At 60.9% G+C, this 17,418-nt stretch carries 14 protein-coding genes and 1 pseudogene; 3 read left to right on the plus strand and 12 right to left on the minus strand.

Going from position 1 to position 17,418, the window contains the following annotated elements:
* Positions 1–95: 95 nt before the first annotated feature.
* The 6 genes from AB4O12_RS12100 to AB4O12_RS12125 all read right to left on the minus strand — a co-directional run bounded on the left by AB4O12_RS12100 (position 96) and on the right by AB4O12_RS12125 (position 10,064).
* Complete coding sequence (locus tag AB4O12_RS12100) at positions 96–1,211, minus strand: hypothetical protein (RefSeq protein ID WP_252876615.1); 1,116 nt, start codon at positions 1,209–1,211, stop codon at positions 96–98.
* Entirely contained in the window at positions 1,201–4,791 is a 3,591-nt protein-coding gene (locus tag AB4O12_RS12105) for a toxin VasX (protein ID WP_460062110.1), read from the minus strand. Before AB4O12_RS12105 ends, AB4O12_RS12100 begins: the two co-directional genes overlap by 11 nt.
* Positions 4,788–7,589 carry a type VI secretion system tip protein TssI/VgrG gene (tssI, locus tag AB4O12_RS12110; RefSeq protein WP_460062113.1) on the minus strand — a complete coding sequence of 934 codons (2,802 nt, stop codon included), beginning with the start codon at positions 7,587–7,589 and terminating at the stop codon, positions 4,788–4,790. The genes AB4O12_RS12105 and tssI overlap by 4 nt, the downstream gene beginning before the upstream one ends.
* 336 nt (positions 7,590–7,925) lie before the next feature.
* Entirely contained in the window at positions 7,926–8,882 is a 957-nt protein-coding gene (locus AB4O12_RS12115; RefSeq protein WP_460062115.1) for a quinone oxidoreductase family protein, read from the minus strand.
* A 30-nt stretch (positions 8,883–8,912) separates the two neighbouring features.
* Positions 8,913–9,086, minus strand: a complete 174-nt coding sequence (locus tag AB4O12_RS12120; RefSeq protein ID WP_081932387.1) for a DUF1427 family protein — start codon at positions 9,084–9,086, stop codon at positions 8,913–8,915.
* Between the two features lie 201 nt (positions 9,087–9,287).
* On the minus strand, positions 9,288–10,064 hold the full coding sequence (locus AB4O12_RS12125) for an AraC family transcriptional regulator (RefSeq protein ID WP_460062118.1): 777 nt from the start codon (positions 10,062–10,064) through the stop codon (positions 9,288–9,290).
* Positions 10,065–10,201: 137 nt separating this feature from the next.
* Here AB4O12_RS12125 and AB4O12_RS12130 point away from each other — a divergent pair, with 137 nt between their 5' ends.
* Both AB4O12_RS12130 and AB4O12_RS12135 read left to right on the plus strand, forming a co-directional pair.
* A complete protein-coding gene (locus AB4O12_RS12130; protein ID WP_016775403.1) occupies positions 10,202–10,429 on the plus strand; it encodes a DUF6555 family protein in 228 nt (75 codons plus the stop codon).
* A 49-nt stretch (positions 10,430–10,478) separates the two neighbouring features.
* Positions 10,479–10,751 carry a hypothetical protein gene (locus AB4O12_RS12135; protein ID WP_056791362.1) on the plus strand — a complete coding sequence of 91 codons (273 nt, stop codon included), beginning with the start codon at positions 10,479–10,481 and terminating at the stop codon, positions 10,749–10,751.
* 22 nt (positions 10,752–10,773) lie between these two features.
* On the opposite strand, the gene AB4O12_RS12140 is transcribed toward AB4O12_RS12135, so the two are convergent.
* From AB4O12_RS12140 to AB4O12_RS12150, 3 genes are all read right to left on the minus strand, one after another.
* Entirely contained in the window at positions 10,774–10,941 is a 168-nt protein-coding gene (locus tag AB4O12_RS12140; RefSeq protein ID WP_016775405.1) for a metallothionein, read from the minus strand.
* Between the two features lie 654 nt (positions 10,942–11,595).
* Positions 11,596–12,048, minus strand: coding sequence for a DMT family transporter (locus tag AB4O12_RS12145; protein WP_243243397.1), 453 nt, complete (start codon positions 12,046–12,048; stop codon positions 11,596–11,598).
* Between the two features lie 3 nt (positions 12,049–12,051).
* Positions 12,052–12,537 (minus strand): DMT family transporter, encoded by a 486-nt coding sequence (locus tag AB4O12_RS12150; RefSeq protein WP_016775407.1) that lies wholly within the window; start codon positions 12,535–12,537, stop codon positions 12,052–12,054.
* 113 nt (positions 12,538–12,650) lie between these two features.
* On the opposite strand from AB4O12_RS12150, the gene AB4O12_RS12155 reads away from it, so the two are divergent.
* Complete coding sequence (locus tag AB4O12_RS12155; protein ID WP_252882377.1) at positions 12,651–13,586, plus strand: LysR family transcriptional regulator; 936 nt, start codon at positions 12,651–12,653, stop codon at positions 13,584–13,586.
* Between the two features lie 201 nt (positions 13,587–13,787).
* Here AB4O12_RS12155 and AB4O12_RS12160 read toward each other — a convergent pair whose 3' ends face one another.
* From AB4O12_RS12160 to AB4O12_RS12170, 3 genes and pseudogenes are all read right to left on the minus strand, one after another.
* Complete coding sequence (locus AB4O12_RS12160) at positions 13,788–14,609, minus strand: methyl-accepting chemotaxis protein (protein WP_370695145.1); 822 nt, start codon at positions 14,607–14,609, stop codon at positions 13,788–13,790.
* 84 nt (positions 14,610–14,693) lie between these two features.
* A pseudogene (locus AB4O12_RS12165) lies at positions 14,694–15,470 on the minus strand (cache domain-containing protein); the annotation flags it as partial.
* Positions 15,471–15,671: 201 nt separating this feature from the next.
* Positions 15,672–16,988: a Na+/H+ antiporter family protein gene (locus AB4O12_RS12170; RefSeq protein ID WP_024013513.1), complete on the minus strand. Its 1,317-nt coding sequence runs from the start codon at positions 16,986–16,988 to the stop codon at positions 15,672–15,674.
* Positions 16,989–17,418: the final 430 nt, after the last annotated feature.

A 17,418-nucleotide genomic window follows, 5' to 3' on the forward strand; every position in this document is an offset into this window, starting at 1 on the left:
ATCCAGCGCGGTCCCCTGTGGGAGCGAGCCTGCTCGCGAAGGCGCTCAAACAGGCAAAAAACCTCCCCCTCCTCTGGTCACAAAACTGCTCTGCATCAGTCCACAGCCCGCCTGCAAATCTCAGCGAAAATCTGCGTAATCGGCCGATGCGGCTGGCGCTTGTGCATCCGCCGCACTTGTTCACTCAGTCGCAACAACTCTTCACTGGGCTTGGCCCATTGCTCTTCGGGCAGCGGCTCGGACCAGGCGCGCATGACTTCCGGCAACGCCTGTTTGCCGATTCTTTCCAGACGGCGCACTTCCCATTCGACCAGACGATTGGGAATCGTCCATAAAGTCATGACGTGATACAGGTACCAAAAAAATCCCGACAACCGCGAGCGGCGGCCTTCACGGATCTGCTGATGCATCCGCGCCCGGGCGTTACGAAAAGTGTGCAGGCCTTCGTGGGGTGGGTCGTCCGGGCCTTGCAGATCCTGCAAATCCTGAATTGATTTGAGGTCGTTGACTTCGTACTCCATGTAACCGCGAATTGCTTCCCAATGGCTGATCGCGAGCTCCAGGCCGGCGCATTGGAATTCCTGGCTTATGAGGGTTTCACCTTGGTAGAAACCGATGCCCATGCCGTATTGGCGATGGATGCCGAACTGGGTGGCACCCTTGGCTTCGATGATCCAGGCGCTGAGCGACTCCCACGGGACAAAGACCGGCTCGGTGGCGCCTTCGGGCATGAAGCAGACTTCGCGGCGTTGACGGTTGAAGCGGGTTGGGATGAGGGAGAGACGTTTTTTGTGGTGGTGATGCCAGACACCAATACCGATGAGCAAGATCAAGGGACCGCAAATTAATTCATTTTCCAACGCCACTTCGAATACACCAACCATTGATTCCCAAATCGCCTCGTTTCCATAGCCAAAAAGAATCCCTAGCAAGCCCGTAAATAAAGGAATCAAAACGAGAACCATAAAAGTTCCTGCGGTCGTCGCGCCGAGAATTAGCTGCCATGGGAATACCTCCAGTGAGCCGAGACCAAAGTCCATGTATCCGTCATTGAACGCTCCGATATGAGGTCCGTAAGGCGGCATTGATGTAGGTAATGGCAACGGTGCGAGATAGGTAATCTTCCCGCTTGGGAACGGCTCAATATCGCCCGCTTTTTTAACCCCCTCATATTCCGAACTGGAAGGAGGATTACTGCGATTATTCAGCATGGTCAGCCCATTCGAGGTATTGAGTTTCTACCAGCAAAACCGGAGGGTTGTCTTTAATTGAGCCGGGAGTTACTACAGCAAAATGACCGCTATCCAGAGGGTCAATATGAATCACGCGCGTTCTTGACTCCGCCCCACCTTTGCCATTGACGGTCTGGATACATATGGCAAGTTCGAGCGTTTCTTTTGCAGGCGTATAGTCAGAATCGGGACGGATGGGGTACTGAAGACAAAGCACCAAACCATCTGGTGATGACTTCACGATTCGCAGACTGCTCAATATCTCCTCACTGATGACTTCCTTGCGCACTTGCGGCACACCGCGACCATGCAGCGGTGCAACAAGTCGATGGGCACCGATTCCCAAGCGTCGACTCGGTTTACCGTTTAACGGCGGCAGAAGATCGTTTAGCGCCAGCCTCGGCAGAACCAAATGAATATCACTGGGTTTGGCGCCAAATAATAAAGTCTTCAGCCAGGTGTCACTGGGATCAGGTCCTGATTGGGCGTAAGGAGCGTGTATCAAAAACGCCAGATAATTTTGATAGTCATCCAGGGAGTGGTCACCGCGCATCTCTTCATCACGGCTCCAGGGCGTGACTTTCAACCACTTATCGTGGGCAGAGAGGTTGTAGCGATGGAATAGCCACGTTCCGACGAATTCCAGCACGGTGAACAACGCACCGGCGAGATTGAAGCGAAAAAATACAGTAGAAAGACGTGTGCCAGCGGCAGCCCACGCCGCTGCGCGTGCCGAACTGTTCGCTGCAGTCAACACTTTAAAAGAAGCGTGAAAAGTGTTGCTCGCCCCATATCCGTTAGTTGCAACTATACCTGCGGCGCCCAACGTCGCCACCGCAGCCGCTTTCTGCTCAAATTGAGTGCCACTACGAATTGCATCTTGCCACTTTCGATCGCTAATTCTGAAGCTGGCAAACGAAGTTCTCAAACCCAGAACATAAGTAAACGCCCCCAACCCAACATGCAACTTCCCCATCTGCACATGAACCTGTCGCAGCGCTTCAACCTGCATGCTGGCAATAAGACTCGCGCTTCGAGCCTTGAGCGCCGTATCGGCAAGCCCTTGCGCAGCGGTAAATCCGGCTGCGCCTGTCGCGATTACGGCAGCAACAAAATCCGCCCGTTTCTTCCTGTCCCTCGTCTGCTTCATCACCTCTCGATAAACCCCCACCAAATTCACCACCTGCACCAACACCACCAACAACCCCATCCCCTCCGTCCGCACCAGACTCGCCTTCGAAACCCCCGCCACCCCCGCGCGAATGTTCTCCAGCAACCCGCGCAATTCCCCTTGCTGCGCCGGCGGAAACACCACCGTCACGCCCGCTTTCGCCGGTGTGGCGCCATACAGCCGGGCCGAGCGATCCGGCAGTTCGTCGATCGGGCTTAACGCTGCCGCCAGTCTTCCTTCGAACAAGCCCAGTTGCGTGCGCACGCGGACGATTTCCTGCTGCAATTCCACCGCGCGGGCGGTTTTGTGGCCCTGGCGGTTTTTGTTGTGGGTGAGCTGGTTGCGTTCACGGTTGAGGGTTTTCAGGTAGTCGCGTTCGCGCAGCACTTCCTTGATCGTGGCTTGCAGCGCCGCTTGTTCCGCCGGGGTGGATACGGTGAAGGTCACGCCGCTGGTTCGCGCGGCGTCGAAGACGCGCAGGCGCAGGGCTTTGGGCAGGCGCTGGAACAGTTCGTCGAGGTCGGGGATTTTCTCGCCGGCGAGATCAAAGCCTTCCAGCGCCCGGCTCAGGCCGAGGTTCAGCGCCGGGCTGTAGGTGTCTTGCACGGCATCGGCGAGGACGCGGCTGTGTGCGGGCAGATCGTCGAGGGCCGGCAGCTGCGGCTGCTCGATGCTCTGCAATTTGGCCAGCCAGTCCGGCAGGTTGTTGAACATCGCCATGCCGGCGTTGAACAGCGTTGAATATTGCCCGGCCTGTTCGGTCTGCAAGCGCAGCGGCAAGGTGTAGAACAGCGGGCGGGTCAGTTGCGGGTGTTGTTCGAGGTAATCGAGCATTTGCTCATTGGCCGCGTCGCTACGGCCGATGTCCTTGAGGCAGGCGTATTCGCTGGCGAGCGCCTGATCGATCTGCGCCGGCAGTTGGCCGTCGAAATACCACGCCGAGCGATGGAAACGCCCGGCGCACAGCAGTTGCGCGCGATCGGCGGTGATGCGTTCGAGCAGGCGATTCCAGCGTCCGAGGTTGTCGCGATGACTGTTCAGCACCTCGTCCATGGCCGGGCGGTCGATCAGGTCGTTGATGCCGCGTTTGCCGCTGAGCAATGGGCCGTCGAGCACGTCTTTCATGCGTCGGCTCTGATCCTTGCCGAGGTCGACCAGTGTGTTCAGGTGGCGCTCGACGAAGTCGGCCGGGGCGACTTCAGAAAAATATTCGCGGGTGTAAAAGCGTCGGTCCGCCTCGGCGGTGACGCGAGCGTGCGCGGTGAAATCCGGGGCAACGCCGTCGAAGCGGTTCAGCGCCAGTGACTCGTCCAATGCCTTTTCGCGAAGCTGTTGCAACTCAGGCGTGGCTTCGACTGCAACTGGCTCGACCTCACCACCCTTGTTCAAATAGTCGAGCAGCGCCTGCCGGGTATTTTCCCGATCCGGCTCGGGCAATTGCTCCAGTTCAGCAAACAATGCCTGGGCGCGCGGATCGTCGCTGGCCTTGGCCAAGGTGTCGAAATCCTGAGCGCCGAGCTGGCTCAGCGACTCGATGTAACTGGCCAGCAGATAGTCGCGCTCGTTGTTGTCGGTGTTGCTCCACTGCTCGATCCAGCCGACTACCAGGTCCTGATAATCGGCCAGATCGCGCATTACTCCAAGGTCGTCGTTGACCAGCAGAAACAGCGTGTCGTCCTGATAAGGTCCGCGCACCCGACCAAGAAATTCGCCGATATGCGCCTCGCGAAAACGTCGCGGGTTTTCCCACAGATAGGGTTCGCGTTCGTGCTCCGGCGCGTCGCTGACCTGCACCGTCGACATCCGCGTGGCGTCGGCCTCGGCCAGCGGTTTCGCTGTGCAGGCCACTTCCGCCAGCCACTGTTTCGCCTGGGCCACGGTGAGCAGATGCTCGCCGCCGATCAGACAATGCACCGGGCCAAGATCGACCGCCTGCATGAAGTGCTCGCGCTCCTCCGCGCTGTCCAGCACCTGTCGGCACTTCGCCGCGCTCAACTGCACGTCGGCGAAGGTCACGTAGAGGGTGCTTTTACGCGAGAAGATCAACGCCGGACGTTCTTCGATGGCGCTGCGCTGCTCCTCGCTGACGCTTTTGCCGCGATGCAGCAATGCGCTGATCACGCCGTCGAGCACGCGATATTCGTACAGCTCACCGCTGAGACTGTCGACGATGTACAGCCAGCCATCGCGCAGGCGGCGGATGCCCATGGGACGCGTGGTCAGGGTGTAAGGCAGCGTGATTTCGGTGCTGGGGTCGAAGGGTTTTTCGACAAGGCCGTACGCGAGGGGCAGCAGTTGCACGTGGGTGTTGCGCAAGGGGCAGGCGGCGGGACCGATGATCGGGGCTTTGGACGCGGCGGCTGCCGCAAGGTCGGCGGGATGGTTCATGGTCGGACTCTTTCAGACGCCCATTGGCGGGCCATTGAAACGGCCAGCGTCAAGCGCTCACCGATCGGTTGCAGGGAGGGCTCGTGTAGCAAGTGCTGGATCTGCGGATGCTCATCCGGATCAGCGCCGTTGAGAGAGGCGACAAGGTTGGCGAAGTAAAGCCATTCCGATTGGCTGCTCAGGTCGAGCGCGCTGGCTTTTGCCTCGATTTGTTCCAGAAGCATCCAACGTTCAGCGATGGTTTCCCCGGTATGAAACCGGGGAAAATATTCAAGCAAATACGCATCGACTTGTAGCAACACCCGCCGCCGATCCACCCGATCCAGCGCGGCATCCTGCTCAACACTCAACCGATACGGCACCACCAGCGCCCCACCCTGCCCGTGCCGAGGTCGCTGACAGTGCCAGACTCCCCGCGCGCCATCCGCCGTGACCACACACCCCAGCGGCCCGAACAGACTCGCATCGCCGCTGGCAAACAGCGCCTGCGCCACGGCGGCATCCGCCAGCCGCAACAACACCGGCGAGCCGACCGGCAACTCGACGATCAGCAACTGGCGCAAATGCGCGACGATTTCATGCGCCGGCGCGGCGCTGAACAACAGCACGCCCCATTCCTGTTGGGCATGCTGGCGATAAAACCGCGCCACCGGATCGTCAGCGTCCGCGAGCGCCACCAGCAGCGGCGAGACATCGCGCAGGGCCGAAAACGGTGGCTGGTCGTAGAGCGCAAAAGCGTTGGCGGCGGGGTCGAGCCTTCGCAGTTGCGCCGGTAAATCGGCGATCGTCGCGCCGTCGAGCAGCACAAACGCCTGCTGCTCAGCCCACGGCAAACCTTCAGGCCAATCCGTCAAAAGGCTCATGCCTGGGCCGCCTCGCAAATCAGGCAACGCGAGGTCCGCGTGGTCAGCAGCGCATGCCGTTGCTGCACGGCATCGAACGTCGCCTTGAGCAACGGCGCAGCCCCCGGTAGCAACGGTTCCGCTGGCAGACACACCGTTGGCGCCCCGCCCCTGCACCACCGGCACACTGCTGAAAATGCCGGCGGCGCCGACCGTCAGCCAATGCCCGCCAGCAGCCAGGGTGATCTGCAGGCCGCTGTTGAAAACCACCTGCTCGCCCGCGCCGAAATGCAGCTGCTGCGCGGCACTGACGCGCTGGCTGGCGACCCGCACATGCTGCTCGCCCTGCACCCACAGATGATCGTCCTGCTTGAGTTCAGTCAGGCGGTTGCCGTGGGTCAGGTGATGTTCTTCGTCGCGCAACTCAAGGCTGGAAACGCCGCCAATCACTTGGCTGTGCAGGTTGTCGATCTGCACACGCAAGTCGTTGAGCACGTGCTGCACCAAGTCGCGCTGCGCCCTGATGGAGATTTCTTCCGCGCCTTGCCGGTCCTCGATGCGCAGTTCGTTGTAACCACCGCCACCGGGACTGCTCTGGCTGCGCCAGATACTGCGCGTCTGTTGCGCCGGCAGGTCCAGTGGCACCGGGGTTTCGGCGTTGGGCAGGCAGGCGAGCACATACGGTTTGTCCGGATCGCCATCGGTGAAGCCCACCAGCACTTCCATACCGACGCGAGGAATCTGCACGCTGCCGTAGCGGTCATGCGCCCAGGCAGTGGCCACGCGCAGCCAGCAACTTGACTGTTCATCACGCTGGCCGTCGCGATCCCAGAGCATTTGCACTTTCACGCGGCCGTAGGCATCGCTGTAGATTTCTTCGCCGGGCGGGCCGGTCACCACCGCCAACTGACTGCCACTGACGCGCGGTTTGACATGCTTGAGCTGCGGGCGAAACACCACGTCCCACGGCGTCGCGACGAAATGGTTGCGATAGCCCTGACTGAAACCATCTGCGTCAGCCTGCTCGGTGAACGCTTCCTCGAGCACTTGCGGCTGTTTGCCGATGTGCTCGACCTCGCTCAGCAACCATAAATCGTTGCAGTCGGCGCGCGAGTAATCCGCCATGGTCATGAAACTGCCGCCGCGCATCAGCGCCTGATTGCTGCGCCCGTTAGCCAGACGATAGTCGGCACCATGGCGCTCCAGCGCACGCTGGCTGAGGTGCTTGCCGCGCTCGCGATGGGTGAACTGCCCGGGAAACTCATAATCTTCCAGCAGCGGAACGCACGCTGCGCTGACCTTGGCGTCCAACTGCACTGCGGGCTTTTCGAAGTGATAGTCGCGGCGCTCGACGAGGTTGGAGCGTGGCTCCAGGCGCACAGTGAACTGGTCGATAACCGGCGCATCGGCAACCAGGCCGTTGCCCTGCAAATAGCGCGTCGTCACGTCGTGTTTGAGGAACGCCGTTTGATCGTCGCCGAACACCAACAGGTGCGCCTCACGGCGGTGACGGAAGTGAAAGTGCAGACCCTCCTCTTCGCACAGCCTCTGGATGAAGTGCAGATCGGATTCCTGATATTGCACGCAATACACCCGCGCCGGGTACTCGGCGCTGAGCTGAAAATGCCAGGCATCGGCCTGCATACCGTGATCGCTCAACACATTGGCGATGATCTGCGGCACGCTCAGGTTCTGGAAAATCCGCTGATTGCGCCGATGCGCGAGGTAGGCAAGATGTGGCGCCAGGGTGATCTGGTAACGGCTCAGCCGAACACCGCAATCACCTTGGCCGACCCGATAGACCAGCCCGTGCATGCCGCTACCGTCGGCACCGAAACAGAGAAAGGCCGGCCGATGCAGTAAGCCTTCCAGATCCACATCGGGGCGCTCGCTGACCAGCTCGAGATCCAGTTCGTAGGTCTGGTTGAGCACTTCCCGGGTGCGAAAATCGAACACTTGAAGATCGTGGGAAACGCCTTCTATCTCGAGAGTGAAAACAACGGGCCTGCCAGCGATGCGCATCCACCTGTCCCTGTGTCTGAGTGAAAGACGGGACTGTGCAACGGTGCACTGCAATGGGTGAAGTCAGAGGTTTCCCTGTTTTGCCGGTCTGCGAGCGAAAAGGACGTGGCCCACAGAGAAACGCCCTGGATCCTACGGAAATGATCCCGAATCCTATGCCTTTCCCCTGTGGGAGCGAGCCTGCTCGCGAAAACGGTGTGTCAGTCGCCGACGGTTTAACTGATCTACCGTCATCGCGAGCAGGCTCGCTCCCACAGGGATTTGCGTGAATCAGGGCAGCAAGATGATCTTGTCGCCACCACCTTGATTGACCTCAGCATAGCGCGCCGGCCCTTCAGCCAGCGGCACCTCCACCAAGCCCTGCGGCAGCGGCAAGCGATCCTCATCGAAGAACCGCCCGAACTGCTCGAGCATCGCCGCGCACGCCTCAACGCCGTACAACAACGAATTGATCCCGACCACCGAGCCGCCCTTGCGATACAGCGCCAGCGCCGGCAATTGCACATGGCCGTCGACCGGTGCGGCGATGATGGCGATGCGGCCGAAGGTCGCCAGTGCCGCCACCGAGGCGGGCAGCCAGAAACCGGTGGTGTCGAAGATCACATCGGCGCCGCCGCGATACACCGCATTGACCTGGGCACCGAGGTCTTCAGGCTTATCCAGTTGAATCGTCTGATAGCCCTGCTTCTGCAGATCCGCGACCTGCTCGGGCCGGCGCGCCGCCGCCAGCAATTGCGCGCCGCGCACTTTTGCCAGGGCCAAAGCCGCAGTTGCCACTGCCCCGCCGCCGATCACCAGCAAACGCGTATCGGCGCTGACCAGGCTGCGTTCCAGCGCATCCCACGCCGTGGTGTACGGCACGCCCAAGCTGGCCGCTTGGGCGAAACTCAGATGCACCGGTTTGTGCGCCACGCCGCTGGCCGGCAATTTGACGAATTGCGCATGGGCGCCGTCAGCGAAGAAGCCCAGCTCGCGGCCGGTACCCCAGACCTCCTGACCGATCAGTGCTTGTGGCCCCTCGACCACCACCCCGGCAAAATCCCGACCCGGAACCCGTGGCAGTGTGGTGTAAGGAAAACGCCCAAGGACGTTTTTCACATCGCTGGGGTTGAGCCCGGCAGCCTTGATCTGCACCAGCACTTCATCGGCGCCGGGCACCGGGGTCGGAACGTCGACGAAACGCAGGGAAGACAGGTCGCCGGTCTGATCGAATTGCAACGCTTTCATGGGCACATCCACCGAAAAGAAAGAGGAAATTCAGGACACCCAGCCAGCGACCAGTTGCCGGCCCAACGGCCACAACTGCTCACCGGCCAACATGCCGAGCAGACCGACCAGCGCGATGGCCGGTGGGGCGGGAGAACGGAAATCGAGCGCGCCGTAAAGCAGGCCGACGCCCAGGCCAATGGCCAGAGAAATGAGGTAGTTCATGGGGGAACTCCGCCGCGATAAGTGATGGGCAGAGTCTAGGGAAACGGGCGGAGCGGTATCGGCCAAGGACTTCTGAATTTCGGACAAAAAATCCAATTCAAAAAGATCCTTGTGGGAGCTGGCTTGCCAGCGTCTTCCAGTCAGCACTTCATTGCCTGGTGCAAAGCTTTCGCGAGCAGGCTCGCTCCCACATGGATCTGTTCAAGTTGCCGAGAATTGCGAAGGCGCTACGCCAAGTTCCCGGCGAAACATGTCGCTGAAACTGCTCGGTGAATAACCCAGTTCGCGAGCAATGACGCTCACCGCCACGCCTTGAATCAACGCCGCCACCGCCGTCGCCAACTGCACCTGCCGTCGCCATTCGGCGAAGCCCATGCCGAGGCTGTCCTTGAACAAGCGCGCCAGGGTACGCACGCTGGCCCCGGCGTTCTGCGCATGCTGCTCGAACGGGATCTCCAGCGACGGCGCGGCCATCACCGCCTGACACAGATTCATCAAACGCCGGTCGGACTCGTCCGGCAGTGGAATCTTCAACTGCGAACGCCTGGCCCGGCGCAGCTCCAGCAACGCCAGCCCGACCAGTGCGTCGTAATACTCAGCCTCGCCGGCATCGCCCTGCGCCACCAGCCCGACGATCAACTCTCGCAGCAAACCACCGACCTCGATCACCTGCACCGTCGCATCCAGCGTCGCCGCCAGCGCCGGGCGCAGGTAGATATTGCGCATCTGCAAATCCGACACCACCCGAATCCCGTGCGGCACCCCCGGCGGCAACCACACCGCCCGCTGCGGCGGCACCACCAGCGCTTCGTGCGGGGTTTCGACCCACATCACCCCGCTCATCGCATACAGCAACTGCCCCCAGACATGCTCGTGCGGCTCGATGAACAAACCACGCGGATAGGTCCGCGCCAGCGGTTGCACGGGCACATCGGTGTCGGTCAGATCAGGGGGCGCGGCGAGGGCCATGGCGAGCATTCACAGGGGGTTGGCGAAGCCGCCATGGTAACCAGCACGCCGCGCACTCGCCAACGATAGATACCGTCGGACAATCCGAATGAATTTTCCCGGCACAGCGCGATCCGTTTAATACCACAGGGAGGAATTCGGGCTTTATGAACAACGCAAAACTTTACGTCATCGACTACACACTGCATGGCACCCCCAAGTCGTTCATTATCCGCTCGGACAAAATGGACAACGCCGAAGCCTGGCATTGGGCAAGCTGCGACGCGGGCGTGGGTCGCATCCCGCGCTTCGGCCGCGAGAAAGTGCAAAAGACCAGCAAACCGATGGCAGAAAAATTCGGTCTGGAAAACGTCACCTGGCGCCAGACCAACTGACCCCACCGCCTCCACCGCAGGCTTGGCAATCGACAGGGGGAATCGACCGATGACCGACACTTATCACACGGCCCGACTGGACTACGGCCTGACCACCTTCTTCGGCCAGATCACCAAAACGGTGAATTGCGCAGTCGCACTGGAAACGGTCGCGGATGACCCTTACCGCTTCACCTTGTGCGTCCAGGCACCGGTACCGGAAGACCTCCACCAAGCCAAGGTTGTGGTGGTCAAGGTCGAAGGGCGAACACTGCAAGGCACGGTGAGGCACTTTGAACGACAGGAAGACGACAGTCTGAAAATGGAAGTGGAGCCTGATTAGGCTCCACTTTTTTTTGCCGCGCTTATTTCGGATGAGCGCAACCGCAGCCCTTCATCGCACATTCTTCACCGTGTTTGTGGTGATGAGCGCAAGCCTCGCAGCAATAGTGTTTACCGTGTACAGCGTAGGAATGTTCGCCTTCTTTGATCGTGCAGTTGCAGCCCGGGCAGTCGCATTTTTTATCGGACATGGGACAGACTCCTTGCGTAGTGGTTGTCTGAGGCTTGAGTGGTAAGCCGTAAGGGACAGTGTAGAAGGTGGTGTTGCAGGCTGACCAACTGTTGAGAGATTGGGCGACGCAGAGATGGCTTTCGCGAGCAGGCTCGCTCCCACCAGAACGACATCGCGCTGCACAGACCTGCACATGACATCAAAAGCCCCTCACCCTAGCCCTCTCCCAAAGGGAGAGGGGACTGATTGGGGAGTGCTTCAAAAGTACACCGACCTGATCGTGCGTCACCGAATCCATAATCGATAAGGTCTTTCAGTTCGCTGTATAACGCGAAACAACTCGGTCGGCTCCCTCTCCCTCGGGAGAGGGCTGGGGTGAGGGGCGAATCCCGGCACAAAACCAAAGCCAGACACCACCCGCTCCTGACCACTCAACACAATGAGCGCAAGCTCGCGTACCGCCCTTGATCTTGCCGTGCCGGCCCCATCGGCAGGCTGAGTGGAGGGATCGGTCCCGCAGCGAAGGAACCCCGAGCCCCAGCGAGCGGGCCGAACGCCGGGGCCAAGCCTTTTGGTTACTTTTTGGCGTCTGAAAAAGTGACCCGCTGTAAGAGCGGAACCGTAATCAGCAACACCCGCAGCAACGGATATGTACACAGTCAAACAAATAAAATCACTGCGCCTGCCGCGAACTCCGATACATAAACACCAAAGCCACCGCCAGACACACCATCGCCAACATCCGACTCGCAGACAAGCCGATCGCCGGATTCCCCAACCAGCCAAAATTGTCGATCAACATCCCCATCCCCAACTGCCCGACAATCACCGCCACCGTCGCCACAGCCGTCCCGACCACCGGCACCGCACCCACCATCACCATCATGTACACCACGCCGAACAGCGCCCCGGTCAACTGCCACTTCGGCACCTCAAGCAGACTCACCGCCTGCGCCGGCTCGAAAAACAGAATCAACAACCCGGTCACCACTGCGCCCACCGCAAAGGTCAGCAAACTGCTACGCAGCACCCCCACCGTTTCACCCAGACGCCCATTGATCGCGGCCTGCACACTCAACACCGCACCGGCCAATACCACCACCGCCAACAAAATCACCAAACCCATCACTCACCCCCGCGCAATCAGAACCAAAGCCACCACAATCAAGCCCAACGCCAGCCAGCGCTCGCCGTTGACCTTCTTGCGCGTCGCGCCGAACCAGCCGAAATGGTCGATCAGCACACTCTTGCCGACCTGACCGGACAAAATCGCGATCATCGTCATGGCAATGCCGATATGCGGCGTCGCCAGCGTCAGCACCACCACGTAGATCGGCCCGAGAAAACCGCCGATCAACTGCCAGCGCGGCAGTTCGGTCAGCGCCGGCCCTTTTTGCGGACCGGCAAACAGCAAGAGCAAAAACAGAATCGCCGAACCCACGCCGAAGATGCTCAACGTCGCCCACAAATGCCCGACCTGCTCACCCAGCGGCCCGAGCAATCCGGCTTCTACCGACAAGCCCATGCCAGCGAGAATTACCAGTGGCAGCAACAGCAGACGCAACACCGATCTTTTCACCGGTGCAGCAACCACCCCTTCATCCAACGTCTGCATACATAACCTTCCACACTCAAAAACAATGGCGCGGATTATCGGCTGGCGCCGCTGTGCGATAAATGGGAGCATCCGGACAACACTTTTGCGCAACACGCACAGCGAGACACGGCATGCACGGGCTCAACGAACTCGGATTCAAAGCGTTAAGGCTGTTTGTGGCGGTCCTCGACCACGGCAGTTTTTCCGAAGTCGCCCGCCGCGAAGGGGTCGCGCCCTCCTCCATTTCGCGGCAGATCCAGTTGATGGAACAGGCGCTGAACCAGCAATTGCTCTACCGCCACACCCGCGCCGTCACGCCGACTGAAGCCGGGCGCACGCTCGGCCACCATGCGCGGTTACTGCTGGTGCAATTGGAAGAAGCCGAGCAGGCGTTGCAGGAACAGCAAAGCGAGCCCACCGGACTGGTACGCATCAACGCCCCGGTGGTGTTCGGCCAGCGCCATCTGACGCCTTGGCTCGGCCAGCTCTGCGCGCGCTATCCGAAGCTGCAACTGGATATCCAGCAAACCGACCATTACATCGACCCGCTACAGGAAGGCGCCGACCTGCTGTTTCGCATCGGCGCGCTGCACGATTCGAGCATGCAGGCACGCATTGTGGCGCCGCACCGTTTTCAGGTCGCCGCCAGCCCGGCCTACCTCAAACGCCACGGCACGCCGCAGCACCCGGACGAACTCGCGCAACATCAGTGCCTGGCCTATAAAGGCGCGGCCGGTCAGCAGCGTTGGTTTTTCCGCCGCGACGGCGAGGACTGGACGCCATACACGGTCAGAGGCCCGATCACCGGCAACCACGCCGACACCCTGACCCAGGCCGCTCAGCAAGGCCTCGGGCTGGTGATGTTTCCGTCGTGGCTGATTGGCGAAGCGGTGCGCGAGGGCACGCTGGTGCCGGTGCTGAGGGAGTATCAGGTGTCGAACAGCCTGGAACCGCAGCAGATCGCGGTGCTGTGGCCGGGGAGTCGGCGGTTGTCGGTGAAGGTGAGGACGGTGATTGATTTTTTTGTCGAGTGCTTTGGCGAGATTCCCTATTGGGACAGAGCCTGAAGATCAAGAGCCCCCTCACCCTGGCCCTCTCCCTGAGGGAGAGGGAACCGACCGAGGTGTCCCACCTACTGCATCGACCTGAAAAACCGCGTCGATTATGGATTCAAAGCAGGACTTTCAGGTCGGCGTAATCCCGCAATATTCCCCAATCGGTTCCCTCTCCCTCTGGGAGAGGGCTAGGGTGAGGGGCTTTTCAGGCCATCAGATACGGAACTGCCCGACCAGCTTGCCCAACCGCTGCCCGAGCTCCGCCAGACTGCGCGACGTTTGCGCGCCCAGTTGCGTTTCATCGGCGACGCTGTCCACCGCCACGGCAATCTGATGCACGCTGCGGTTGATCTCTTCGGCCACCGCCGTCTGCTCTTCCGCTGCGCTGGCGATCTGCGCGTTCATCGAGTTGATCGTCGCGATCAACTGCGCCATGGCGTCCAGCGATGCACCGGCCTGATTGGCTTGCTGCGAAGTGCCGTCGCCGGCCTCGCTGGAACGGCGCATCGCTTCGACCGCCTGCTGCGTGCCGGCCTGCAAGCGGTCGATCATGCCCTGGATTTCCTGGGTGCTGATCTGCGTGCGGCTGGCCAGTGCGCGTACTTCGTCCGCAACCACCGCAAACCCGCGCCCGGCCTCACCGGCGCGCGCCGCTTCGATCGCGGCGTTGAGCGCGAGCAGGTTGGTCTGCTCGGCAATCGAACGAATCACCCCAAGCACGCCGACAATCGAACTGACGTCCTGCTGCAGGCTGTCCAGCGACACGCCGCTGTTGCGGATGTCGTCGACCAGTGCATGAATCTGTTTGATGCTGCCCGCGACCACGCGCTTGGCGCTCTGGCCTTCTTCGTCGGTCTGCTGAGCGGCGACGGCGGCGTTTTGCGCGCTCTTCGCCACTTCCTGAGCGGCGGCGGACATTTCGTTGATCGCCGTGGCGACCTGATCGGTTTCGTGGCGCTGACGCTCCATGGCCTGATCGGAACGCTGCGCCTGTTCCGAGACCTGGGTGACCAGACCGGTCAGTTGCGTGGTCATCTCGGTGATCTGCCGCACCAGGCCGTGGATCTTGTCGACGAAACGATTGAACGAGCCGGCCAGTTCGCCGAGTTCGTCCTGACTGGTGATGTTCAGGCGCCGGGTCAGGTCGCCCTCGCCCGCCGCGATGTCGTCGAGGTTGGCTTTCATCAGGGTCAGCGGGCGCAGAATGGTGTTGGCCAGCAGCATGCCCGCCGCCGCGATCACCAACAGCACCAGCACCGCAACGCCGACGATGCTCAGCACCACGCCTTGCACGCGTTCCTGCACTTGCGCCTCGACCTGCGCCACTTGCGCTTCGATGCCGTCGAGGTTGACCGAAGTACCGACCGCCATGTCCCACTTCGGCAGGTATTCGGTGTAGCCGAGTTTCGGCACCAGCACCTTGGCGTTACCCGGCAGCGGCGAACTGTATTGCAGATAGTGGGTGCCGTCCTTGGCCACTTTGACCAGGCCGAGGTTGACGTAGACGCCGTTCGGATCGCGGTTGTCCTTGAAGCTTTTGCCCACGCCGTCGGGGTCGTTGGCCTTGAACAGGCGCACGGTTTCGGAGTCGTAGCCGAAGAAGTAGCCATCCTTGCCGTAGCGGATGCCCGAGAGCAACTTGATCGCCTGCGCCCGCGCCGCGTCGTCGCCCGGTGCGGCGGCGTCGTACAGCGGTTTGATCGTGGTCATGGCCACGGCGACGTAACTTTGCAGGGTGGCCTTGGCGTCGCCGAGCAGCCGCTCGCGGGTCTGTTCGACCTCCTTGCGCGCCTGTTCCTGGAGGATGAACAGCGTGGTCACGCTGATGACCAGCGCAAAGAGCAGCACCGGCAGAACGGCAAGGGACAGGACTTTAGCCTTGAGACTCAGGCGCATCGGGGGACTCACTCTTTTGATTTTGTTGGCGTGGTTAAAGGCTTTAACGGCACGCCGGGGCAAAAGTTGAGTCTTGAAACATCGCCGCCCCCCTGTGGGAGCGAGCCTGCTCGCGAAAGCGTTGGCTCAGCAACCTGTGTGTCGACTGACACGACGCCTTCGCGAGCAGGCTCGCTCCCACATGGGGCAATTGTGGATTTTTTAGAGAACCATCGCCGCAACCCAGCCAAACACCAGCAGCGGCAGGTTGTAGTGCAGGAAGGTCGGCACGACGGTGTCCCAGATGTGGTGATGCTGGCCGTCGATGTTCAGGCCCGAGGTCGGGCCGAGGGTCGAGTCCGAGGCCGGCGAACCGGCATCGCCCAGCGCACCGGCAGTGCCAACGATGCAGACGATGGCGATCGGGCTGAAGCCCAGTTGCACGCACAACGGCACGAAAATCGCTGCGAGAATCGGCACGGTGGAGAACGACGAACCGATGCCCATGGTCACCAGCAAGCCCACCAGCAGCATCAACAAAGCCCCGACGCCTTTGCTGTGATTGATCCAGGCCGCCGACGATTCGACCAGCGTCTGCACCTGCCCGGTGGCCTTCATCACTTCGGCAAAACCTGAGGCGGCGATCATGATGAAGCCGATCATCGCCATCATTTTCATGCCTTCGGTGAACAGGTCATCGGTCTCGCGCCATTTGACGATGCCCGACACCGAGAAAATCAGGAACCCGACCAGAGCGCCGATAATCATCGAGTCCAACAGCAACTGCACGACAAACGCCGAAGCGATGGCCACACCGGCGATCATCAGGCTCAGCGGGTTGTAGTGCACCGCCGTCTGCTCGACCTGTTCGATCTTCGCCAGGTCATACACGCGCTTCTTGCGATAGCTGATGAACGCCATCGCCAGGCCGAAAACCATGCCCAGCGCCGGAATGCCCATGGCGTGGGTGACATTGATGCCGCTGATGTCGACGCCGCTGCGGGCGACGTTGGCCAGCAGGATTTCGTTGAGGAAGATGTTGCCGAAACCCACCGGCAGAAACATGTACGGGGTGATCAGGCCAAAGGTCATGACGCAGGCGATCAGACGGCGATCGAGTTGCAGCTTGGTCAGTACATATAGAAGTGGCGGCACCAGCAGCGGAATGAACGCGATATGGATCGGCAGGATGTTCTGCGAGGCAATCGCCACCACCCACAGCAGGCCGATCAGCAGCCATTTGACGTTACCGCCGCCGGTTGCGTGCTGCCGATCCACCATGGCCAGGGCCTTGTCGGCCAGCGCATGGGCGAGGCCGGATTTGGCAATCGCCACGGCGAACGCGCCGAGCAAGGCGTAGGACAACGCCACGGTCGCGCCACCGCCCAGCCCGCTGTTGAACGCCTTGAGTGTTGCGTCGATGCCCAGACCGCCGGTCAGGCCACCGACCAGCGCCCCGACGATCAGCGCGATCACCACATGCACGCGCGACAGGCTGAGGATCAGCATGACGCCGACGGCTGCTATGACTGCATTCATTTCACTACCTCAAAAAACACTGCGGGTGGAAACACACCGCCAGACAGGATGAGTCCGCCCGGCGCTGGCCGGCGGATTTGTATGAAGGGTCTTATTAGAGGGCGCGCACTGTGCCGCAGAGTGGCGGCGCTGTCAAAGCCCTGTGGCGAGGGGATTGATCGTTCCCACGCTCTGCGTGGGAATGCAGCCCGGGACGCTCCGCGTCCCTTCCAGAGCCGAACGCGGAGCGTCCGTTGAGGCATTCCTTTGCTGCGCGTGGGAACGATCAATACGCAGGTGTCACGACTGCTTCGCAGCCGAACGGGGATAAATCCCCTCGCCACAGGACTACAGGACTACAGGACCACAGGACCACAGGATCACAGGACCACAGGCCCCGCATGCGGCAATCGGTCATATTGCGCTCACGGCATAAAGAAAGCCGAAACGC

Source organism: Pseudomonas sp. S2_A05, assembly GCF_054668485.1.

Coding starts and splice junctions, on each gene's coding strand:
- AB4O12_RS12100 (WP_252876615.1), bottom strand. CDS start 1,211: ATGCTGAATAATCGCAGTAATCCTCCTTCCAGTTCGGAATATGAGGGG.
- AB4O12_RS12105 (WP_460062110.1), bottom strand. CDS start 4,791: ATGAACCATCCCGCCGACCTTGCGGCAGCCGCCGCGTCCAAAGCCCCG.
- AB4O12_RS12115 (WP_460062115.1), bottom strand. CDS start 8,882: ATGAAAGCGTTGCAATTCGATCAGACCGGCGACCTGTCTTCCCTGCGT.
- AB4O12_RS12120 (WP_081932387.1), bottom strand. CDS start 9,086: ATGAACTACCTCATTTCTCTGGCCATTGGCCTGGGCGTCGGCCTGCTT.
- AB4O12_RS12125 (WP_460062118.1), bottom strand. CDS start 10,064: ATGCTCGCCATGGCCCTCGCCGCGCCCCCTGATCTGACCGACACCGAT.
- AB4O12_RS12130 (WP_016775403.1), top strand. CDS start 10,202: ATGAACAACGCAAAACTTTACGTCATCGACTACACACTGCATGGCACC.
- AB4O12_RS12135 (WP_056791362.1), top strand. CDS start 10,479: ATGACCGACACTTATCACACGGCCCGACTGGACTACGGCCTGACCACC.
- AB4O12_RS12140 (WP_016775405.1), bottom strand. CDS start 10,941: ATGTCCGATAAAAAATGCGACTGCCCGGGCTGCAACTGCACGATCAAA.
- AB4O12_RS12145 (WP_243243397.1), bottom strand. CDS start 12,048: ATGGGTTTGGTGATTTTGTTGGCGGTGGTGGTATTGGCCGGTGCGGTG.
- AB4O12_RS12150 (WP_016775407.1), bottom strand. CDS start 12,537: ATGCAGACGTTGGATGAAGGGGTGGTTGCTGCACCGGTGAAAAGATCG.
- AB4O12_RS12155 (WP_252882377.1), top strand. CDS start 12,651: ATGCACGGGCTCAACGAACTCGGATTCAAAGCGTTAAGGCTGTTTGTG.
- AB4O12_RS12160 (WP_370695145.1), bottom strand. CDS start 14,609: ATGACCACGCAACTGACCGGTCTGGTCACCCAGGTCTCGGAACAGGCG.
- AB4O12_RS12170 (WP_024013513.1), bottom strand. CDS start 16,988: ATGAATGCAGTCATAGCAGCCGTCGGCGTCATGCTGATCCTCAGCCTG.